The organism is Desulfovibrio sp. 1188_IL3213, from assembly GCF_036763145.1.
GTDB lineage: Bacteria > Desulfobacterota > Desulfovibrionia > Desulfovibrionales > Desulfovibrionaceae > Desulfovibrio.
Window position 1 is genome coordinate 1 of the sequence record NZ_JBAIYR010000594.1, and the last position, 1,145, is coordinate 1,145.

General features: G+C 61.3%; 1 protein-coding gene. It reads right to left on the minus strand.

Translation table 11 applies throughout. The features are described 5' to 3' along the window. On the minus strand, positions 1-1,145 hold a 1,145-nt coding region (locus tag V6C16_RS13865), incomplete at both ends, for an ABC-F family ATP-binding cassette domain-containing protein (RefSeq protein WP_333543507.1).

The window sequence follows — 1,145 nt, forward strand, 5'->3', positions numbered from 1 at the left end:
CGGGGCCGTCTGGCCCGTACCCGCCATGCGGGCGCGGCGCTCTGCGTCATACGCGGCAAAATCCGAGAACACGGTCAGGCCGTTTTTGTCAAGCTCCCACGCTTCCGCGCCCACCTGCGAGAGCAGCCAGCGGTCATGCGCCACCATAAGCAGGGTTCCTGTGAATTTTTGCAGGGCCGCTACGAGCGCCTCGCGGCTTTCAAGGTCCAGATGGTTGGTGGGTTCGTCCAGCAGCAGAAAGTTGCAGCGCTTCAGAAACAGGCTCGCCAGCACAAGACGGCTTTTTTCTCCTCCCGAAAGACCGCTGACCTGTCGGTCAAAGTATTCCTGCCCAAGCATGAAGAGGCCGAGCACGCTCATAAGCTCTTCTTCTGTGGTGCGGGGGTCGGATAGCCGGCGGATTTCGCCGAGCACCGTGGTGTCGCTGCGCAGGGTGTCCATCTGGTGCTGGGTATAGTAGCCCAGCCGCACCTGGGAAGAGGTGACCATATTGCCGCCGCAGCGCTCAAGACTGCCTGTCAGCAACTTGAGCAGGGTGGATTTGCCGCAGCCGTTGTGCCCCACCAGAGCGATGCGCTGCCCGCGATACAGGGTGAAGGTCAGCGGCGGCCACATTTTTTTGCCGTCAGTGAAATGAAAGTCCAGGTCTGCTGCGGAGAGCACGATCTTTTCGGAATGGGGCGCTTCGGGCCAGGTGAAGTTCAGCTCTTTGCGCTTGGGTTCCGGCCGGTAGTCCTCCAGCTCTTTTTCCAGTTTTTTTGCCATCTTCTGGCGTGAGCCAGCCTGACGCGCCTTGGTGGCCTTGGCGCGGAAACGCTCCACAAAGGCCATCTTGCGGTCAAGCTCGTCCTTGAGGGCGCGGGCTTCACGTTCGCGCTGGGCGTTGTACTCATCCTGAAGGGTCAGAAACTGGGTATAGGTGGCCTTGCGGAATACGGGGCGCGAAAGGCCGAGGTAAAGCACATGCGTGCCCACCGTGTCCATGAAGCGGCGGTCGTGCGCCACAAAGACCAGCGCGCCCTTGAAGTCCAGCAAAAAGGACTCCAGCCATTCCACGGCTTCCATATCCAGATGGTTGGTGGGTTCGTCCAGCAGGAGCACGTCGGCCCCGGCGGTGAGCACGCGGGCCAGCTTGGCGCGTTCGC